Annotated in this window: 7 protein-coding genes; 5 read left to right on the plus strand and 2 right to left on the minus strand. The window is 33.7% G+C overall.

The genetic code is table 11. From position 1 onward, the window contains the following. Positions 1–131: 131 nt before the first annotated feature. Positions 132–1,421, plus strand: a complete 1,290-nt coding sequence (locus tag ACFQ1K_RS09920; RefSeq protein WP_320555932.1) for a CoF synthetase — start codon at positions 132–134, stop codon at positions 1,419–1,421. Here ACFQ1K_RS09920 and ACFQ1K_RS09925 read toward each other — a convergent pair whose 3' ends face one another. Next, a complete protein-coding gene (locus ACFQ1K_RS09925) occupies positions 1,422–2,087 on the minus strand; it encodes an acetyltransferase (RefSeq protein WP_320555931.1) in 666 nt (221 codons plus the stop codon). It abuts the gene before it with no gap. Positions 2,088–2,300: 213 nt separating this feature from the next. Between ACFQ1K_RS09925 and ACFQ1K_RS09930 the strand changes: the two genes are divergently transcribed. Together ACFQ1K_RS09930 and ACFQ1K_RS09935 are read left to right on the plus strand one after the other, a co-directional pair. After that, positions 2,301–3,530, plus strand: a complete 1,230-nt coding sequence (locus ACFQ1K_RS09930) for a class I SAM-dependent rRNA methyltransferase (protein ID WP_320555930.1) — start codon at positions 2,301–2,303, stop codon at positions 3,528–3,530. 51 nt (positions 3,531–3,581) lie between these two features. After that, complete coding sequence (locus tag ACFQ1K_RS09935; RefSeq protein ID WP_320555929.1) at positions 3,582–4,529, plus strand: NAD(P)H-dependent flavin oxidoreductase; 948 nt, start codon at positions 3,582–3,584, stop codon at positions 4,527–4,529. On the opposite strand, the gene ACFQ1K_RS09940 is transcribed toward ACFQ1K_RS09935, so the two are convergent. Then, on the minus strand, positions 4,522–4,884 hold the full coding sequence (locus tag ACFQ1K_RS09940) for a hypothetical protein (protein ID WP_320555928.1): 363 nt from the start codon (positions 4,882–4,884) through the stop codon (positions 4,522–4,524). The genes ACFQ1K_RS09935 and ACFQ1K_RS09940 overlap by 8 nt on opposite strands. 314 nt (positions 4,885–5,198) lie before the next feature. Between ACFQ1K_RS09940 and ACFQ1K_RS09945 the strand changes: the two genes are divergently transcribed. Beyond that, the gene (locus ACFQ1K_RS09945; RefSeq protein ID WP_320555927.1) at positions 5,199–5,951 is read left to right on the plus strand and encodes a DUF6090 family protein; all 753 of its coding nucleotides are present in this window, start codon (positions 5,199–5,201) and stop codon (positions 5,949–5,951) included. A gap of 154 nt (positions 5,952–6,105) precedes the next feature. Next, on the plus strand, positions 6,106–6,870 hold the full coding sequence (locus tag ACFQ1K_RS09950; protein WP_320555926.1) for a DUF6090 family protein: 765 nt from the start codon (positions 6,106–6,108) through the stop codon (positions 6,868–6,870). Positions 6,871–7,136 lie beyond the last annotated feature (266 nt).

Below are 7,136 nucleotides of genomic sequence, written 5' to 3' on the forward strand. Positions count from 1 at the left end.
ATCATCATTCTGAAACATCTGTCTGTCCACAGACAGATGTTTCAGAATCTTATAAAATAGAAACGCAATCATTCATTTGGTTGCGTTTTTTTTATCTAATTTCTTAGTTTTACCTCAATAATTGAAAAAAATTGAGTTTAAGAGAACATATATTTTGGTTTCTTGATAACCTTAAGGGTCAACCTTTTAAAAAGCTATTCATACAAACTAAGGATATTTTAGAAAGCAAAAACATTGAATGGGTTGAAGCTGAAAATACAAAGCAATTAAAGAAATTAATTGCCCATGCAACACAGACTACTTCTTTCTATAGCAATAAAGGGTTTAATCATCTTCAAGATTTTCCTGTAATTAATAAAAATTGTATCAGAGAAGATTATGATGCGTTTTTATCTAGCAAATTTAATAAAGTTGAGTGTAGGGAGGTCTTTACTAGTGGCTCTACTGGATCGCCTTTTAGGATCTATCATAACAAAGAAAAAGTGCAAAAGATTAATGCAGACAATATATGGTTTTCATCTCAAGCCAATTATAGTATTGGATATCCTTTAATATTTATTCGTGCTTGGTTATTTAAACTAACGCCAAAGATTAAGTTCGATTATTTTAAAAAGAACATTACAACGGTTAGTACGTTCGAAGTTGTAGAAAATGGTGTCGAAAAATTTATAGAAAAGTTAAACTCTAAGGGTAAGGTCTTAAGTTTTATGATGTACGGCTCTACCTTAGAGTACATTTGTAAATATCTTGACTCTGTTAAAAAAAATCCCATCAAATTTAAAACCCGATCAATAATTACTATTTCAGATGCTCTCACTCCCTATGCTAAGGAAGCTGCTCAAAAGCATTTTGGAATTACACCATTATCACGTTACTCAAATACCGAGTCGGGAATTATTGCACAACAGCTATTTGAAAGCCGAGACTACTTTAGGATTAATAATTCGAGTTTTGTTATTGAGATTTTTGACTTAGAAAAGGATGTTCTAGTTCCTAATGGTCAAGTTGGTAGAATAGTCATTACAGACCTTTATAATTTTGCGATGCCACTCATAAGATATGATACAGGGGATTTGGGTGCGATGACCGTTGATGCTCATGGTATCTCATTTTTATCTCAAATTTTAGGGAGAAAGTTAGATCAGTTATTTAATACAAAAGGAAAGTTATTACCTTCCTTATTCATGTCGAGTAAGCTCAACGAATTTGGTGAATTTAAGCAATATCAAATTGTACAAAAAAGTAAAATTGAATACCATATTAATTTAAATACCGATAAGGAATTTGAAGCTATAAAACTTACAGAGTATTACAAATCTTATTTTGGTGAGGATGCCATCGTAAAGGTCAATCTAGTTAATGATATACCTTTATTATCCTCAGGAAAAAGAAGGCAAGTGGTCAACGAATATTACAATTGATTAGGCGGTATGCAGTAAATCTAACGTTCTGTCTTTTTGGGTGTGAATTGGAGAACCATAGGCCAGTTTAAAATCCCCAACAGACTTTAAAACCAAAGAACCACCGCCAATCACGGTATAATCTCCTATAGTAAGCCCTTGACTAACAGAAGCACTAAGGCAAATGGATGAGCAAAATCCAATAGTTACATTTCCAGCAATGGTGACTCCAGAAGATAAACTAGAAAAATCAGCCATTACAGAGTCATGCCCTAAGGATGCTTTAGTATTGAGTAAACAGAATTTACCAAGTTTAGCATTAGCATTCACAATGGTGCCCGCCATAAGTACAGCCCCTTCCGGAACCAATATGTCTTCAGCTAAAATAGCACTTGGATGAACAATAGGAACAAATTCAATCTTTGGTGCTATCTTTTGAATACTTCTGTAAATACTTAACCTCAAATCATTGTCACCAATACCAATAACAATTCCTTCAATATTAAACTTATTAATTAAAACAGGTAATGTATCTAAATTTCCAATAACCTTATGACCATATACTTGAGAATTGACAGGTTTATAAGAGTCTATATAACCGATAATATTGTAATCATTATTCTTAAGAATAATATCTACAATCATTTTGGCATGGCCTGAAGCACCATAAATTAATATATTTTTCATTTCATTAGGTTTTGACAAATAATCGATATCAGGTCAACAATCGAATTGTCAAAGTAGATTTGGTTACGCTTCGAAGATATTTAATCAATGTTAATTAGAGCAGTAAAGACGCTGAACAGCCTATTTTCATCCATAAAATGTTAAATTCTTGTCTTATTTAAAGCTATTTTTGCATTGGTTCCAGAATTTTCAGACTTCAGAATTATATGATTTATGGCATTTAACAGAGCATTTTTAGTACCGTTTAAACCCAAAAACCTAGCGGTAAAGCTTAATGCAAAAGCCGAACAATCTATTGTAAAAGGTCATCCTTGGGTATTCTCTAAGAGTATTGTTAAGATTAATGACGATGCCAAAACAGGAGATTTAGCTATTGTTTTTAGTAAAAATAAGAATAAGGTGATTGGTATTGGTCTGTACGATGCCAATTCGCCGATTCGTATTAAAATGATTCATAATGCGCAGACAAAAGCGGTTATTAATGCTGAGTTTTTTCATCAAAAAATAGAATCAGCTTATCAAAAGCGGAAAGAATTACTTCAAACCAAAACCAACAGCTATCGATTACTGTTTGGCGAAAATGACGGATTTCCGGGCTTAATAGCAGATGTTTATGATAGCGTTTTGGTGGTAAAGCTCTATTCAGAAATATGGTTGCCTTATTTAGAATGGATACTCAATAGTCTTCAAGAGGTATCTAAGGCAGCAACCGTTGTGCTCAGATTAAGTCGACAATTAGAAAACAGTAAACACCATGAATTTACCAATGGTGAAGTGGTTTTTGGTACGCTTGAAAATGAAGTGGTTGAATTTATTGAGCATGGTGTCAAGTTTTCAGCCAATGTGTTAAAAGGACATAAAACAGGCTATTTCTTAGACCATAGAGCCAATAGAAAAAGAGTAGGTGAGCTAAGTATGGGAAAAACAGTTTTAGATGTGTTTTCCTATGCAGGCGGATTTTCGGTGCATGCGTTAGCTAATGGAGCAACCGAAGTCACGAGTTTGGATATAAGTAAACAAGCGCTAGATGTAGCTAGAGAAAATGGAAAGTTAAACACGTATACTGGGATCCACAAAACCATTTCGGGAGATGCTTTTGAAGAGATGGAAAACCTCATTAAGCGCAAAAAAACATTTGATGTGGTGGTGATTGACCCACCAAGTTTTGCCAAACAGCAAAGTGAAATTGACTTGGCGAAAAAGAAGTACAAACAACTCGCCGAGCTGGGGGAAAAACTGACCGCAAAAAAAGGTTTATTGGTATTAGCCTCTTGTTCATCTAGAGTCACTGCACAATCTTTTTTTGATTTAAATCAAAGTGTATTAAACGCGCAAGGACGGCTATTTGAAACGGTTTTAAAAACAAAACACGATGTAGATCATCCCATAACCTTTCCAGAAGGAGCGTATTTAAAATGTGGTTACTATCGCTTTCTGGAATAAAAGTGTTATGCATGCATAATATTTTTTATATTTGAAGAAATAATTACGGAGATGCAAACAAAACTAACCGAACTACTGAATATAAAATATCCTGTGATACAAGCACCTATGTTTTTGGTGTCTAATGTGGCCATGGTTACAGAAGCTATGAAAGCTGGGATTGCTGGTTGTATTCCAGCCCTTAACTACAGAACTTTAGAAGAGTTAAGAGCAGCAATTAAGGAATTAAAGGCCAACAAAGTTGAAGGAGGTTCGTTTGGGTTTAACTTAATCGTTAACAAGTCTAATCTAAAATATAAAGGGCAACTTGAGGTCCTTTGCGAAGAAGGTTGTGATTTTATCATTACTTCATTAGGAAGTCCTGAAGAAACCATTAGGCAAGCGCACAAAGCCGGAATCAAGGTGTTTTGTGACGTGACGGATTTAAGGTTTGCCAAAAAAGTAGAGAGTTTAGGTGCCGATGCTGCTATTGCCGTAAACAATGAAGCAGGTGGCCATAGAGGAAACATGTCACCAGAAGAATTAACGAGTTTATTACATAAAGAACTTTCTATTCCGGTAATTTCTGCTGGTGGAGTAGGTTGTAAAGCCGATATTGACAAGATGCTGAGTTATGGTGCATCTGGTGTGTCGGTAGGAAGTCCATTTATTGCCTCAGAAGAAGCAGGTGTTACGGATGAGTATAAACAGGCCTGTGTCGATTATGGGGCTAAGGATATCGTAATGACAGAGCGAATCTCTGGGACTCCATGTACCGTGATCAATACCCCTTACGTACAGAAAATAGGAACCAAATCCACTTGGATAGAAAATCTTCTAAACAAAAACCGAAAGCTCAAAAAATGGGTGAAAATGATCCGTTTTTCAATAGGGATGAAAGCTACTGAAAAGGCAGCTAAAAAAGCCACTTACAAAACTGTTTGGGTTGCAGGGCCGAGTATTGAGCATACTAAAGAAATATTACCCGTAAAGGATATTGTAGCTAAGCTGGTCAATTAAAGGACGCCAAAAGTTCCTCTCTCTTTTTCTTTTTGCGCTTACCGGTAAAAACATTAAAGGTATAACTCGCAGTAAGTCCACCCAACATGGTTGATATAAGTTCACTGGTATCAAACTTTCCTGAAATGATATAACCATCATGGACCTCTTTGGACAATCCGGCAAGTGAGGATAAACCAAAGCTGTACCAAAAGGCCTTGCTTTTATTTTGGGTTTTAGAGTATACGAAAGCATAAGTACCACTAGAAATAGCAGCGCCAACAAGAAAATGTAAACCATCATCTTCTAAAGTGACCTGTGCTGAGCTTAGATTAATACAAAAAAAGGTTAGGAAAATAATAAGTGAGGTTCTCATGGTTATAATAATTTGGTTACTCGCAACCTAACCGTTTTATTACGGAATACTCAAAATTTTCGCTAGGATTTCTATTTTTTACGATAAAACCCCATATCTTCAGTTAATTTTTTGAAAACTACGTAAAGTTACGTAGTGACTTTTCACCAAAAAAAAAGAACTTGGCTTATCGGTAGATATAAATCATTAAAACAAATTCATATCTTAAAAGTTGTGCTTCATTATTTTGAAATCCCAATCAATTAAAATCATACCTTTAGAGAAACTAACCTTTGATGATAAAATTCTTTAGAAAAATTCGACAAAACTTACTTGTGCAAAACAAAACTGGAAAGTATTTAAAATATGCAATTGGTGAAATTGTACTTGTGGTTATTGGAATTTTGATTGCTTTACAAATCAATAATTGGAATGAGAATAGAAAGCAAGACATAAAAGAAGTAGAAATTCTATCAAGTATTCATGAATCTTTAATACAGGATAAAATTGAATTAGAACGAGTAATTCCTTCTAATAATAGAATTAGAAACTCTATAGATGTGCTATTAAATCATATAGAGAAAAATTTACCCTATCAAGATTCGCTGAGCTACCATTTCTTTAATTCAACTACTACTTGGGTGCCCACTTTTCAAAAGAGTGCTTTTGAGACTTTAAAATCTGAAGGCTTAAAACTCGTTTCCAATAAGAATTTAAGAAAAGCAATTGTTGAGTACTACGATACCGGTATTGAATCTTCGAATTGGCAATTTGAAACTTATAGAACTATAGTTATAAATTACTTTCAAAATACACTCAATACCAGATTTGAGAGCTTCTGGGATTCAAATTATAACGATTTCATGTTAATGAGGGAGAATGGAGAAGTTGCGAATCCTATAGATGTAAATGGAAAAATGGTCCCACATAATTTTGAATTATTAAAAAAAGACAAAGAATACCTTTATTTCTTAAGAAGCCTTAAAAATATTAATAGTTGGCATATGGATAGGGTTCTTAAATTAAATATCAGTTCGGCAGAAAAATTAATTAATGACATTGAGTCTGCATTGGAGAATTTGAAATAAATAAGAATGACGAAAGCACAACAACGGTTATAATTCATTGCGATTGAATTCCTAATCGGAATTTCGAGCCTTTTGCTAAATTTATGGTTACGGCGGAATGATACTCGCGTACCATTCCGTAACGAAACCATAACCAAAACCGTTGTGTTTCATTATGACTAATCACAAACAAATGATAAAATTCTTTAGGAAAATTAGACAAAAAATGCTCTCTGAAAATAAATTCAGTAAATATCTGATTTATGCGATTGGAGAAATAATATTAGTAGTCATCGGTATTTTAATAGCCATCTCAATAAATAATTGGAATCAATTAAAAGCAAATCAGAATTTAGAAATAAAAATATTAAATGAATTAAGCCAGAATTTAAAAGTGGATTTGGAGGAAATTAAATTTGATATATCTCTAATGGATAGTACCAGATCATCGTATAATCAAATAATTAAAGACTTAAAATTAGTTACGTTTCCAACTGAAAAGTTTTACAACAATCTTTCGTGGTTAAAAGTAGTACCACATTTTGACCCCAATAAAAGTGGATATGAATTCCTAAAAACAAAAGGCGTGGATGTTATCAAAAATGATAGCCTCAGAACAACGATATCTAATCATTATGAGTTAAACTATCCATATTATAATAAATATGAAAAAGAAAGAGTTGAATTCAAAATTCATCAGGTGAATCCATATCTTATTGAGTATTTCAAATGGTTAGACCATCCTGATTATTCTATTACTGGCGTTTTTGAAATAACAAATCAAGATTATCTAAAAGTAAGAAATAATGGCTCGCTTGAAAAAGTAGTTATGGCCTCTGCTTGGGAGAATGACTTAATGAACAGTAGAGCAAGACGCCTTGCAAAACAAATTGAAGATATCATTGGATTTATAAACGAAGAGTTAGAAACTAAAAAATAACGAAAGTACAACAACGACTACAATTCATTGCGGCTGAATTCCTAACCAGAATTCACCGCATTTTGCTATCTTTCTGCCACGGCGGAAAAGATCTTGCGGATTTTTCCGCAACGAAACCATAGTCCAAACCGTTGCGCTTCATTATGACCCGTCCTGAATAAAGGCTACATAATTTTAAACATTATGTACAAAAACGACAAAGTCATCAGACGGTATTCAGAACCTTTCAAACTGAAAATTTTAGACGAACTTACAACCGGAAAGCT

The sequence above is a fragment of the Winogradskyella aquimaris genome, from assembly GCF_042676105.1.
GTDB classification, from domain to species: domain Bacteria; phylum Bacteroidota; class Bacteroidia; order Flavobacteriales; family Flavobacteriaceae; genus Winogradskyella; species Winogradskyella aquimaris.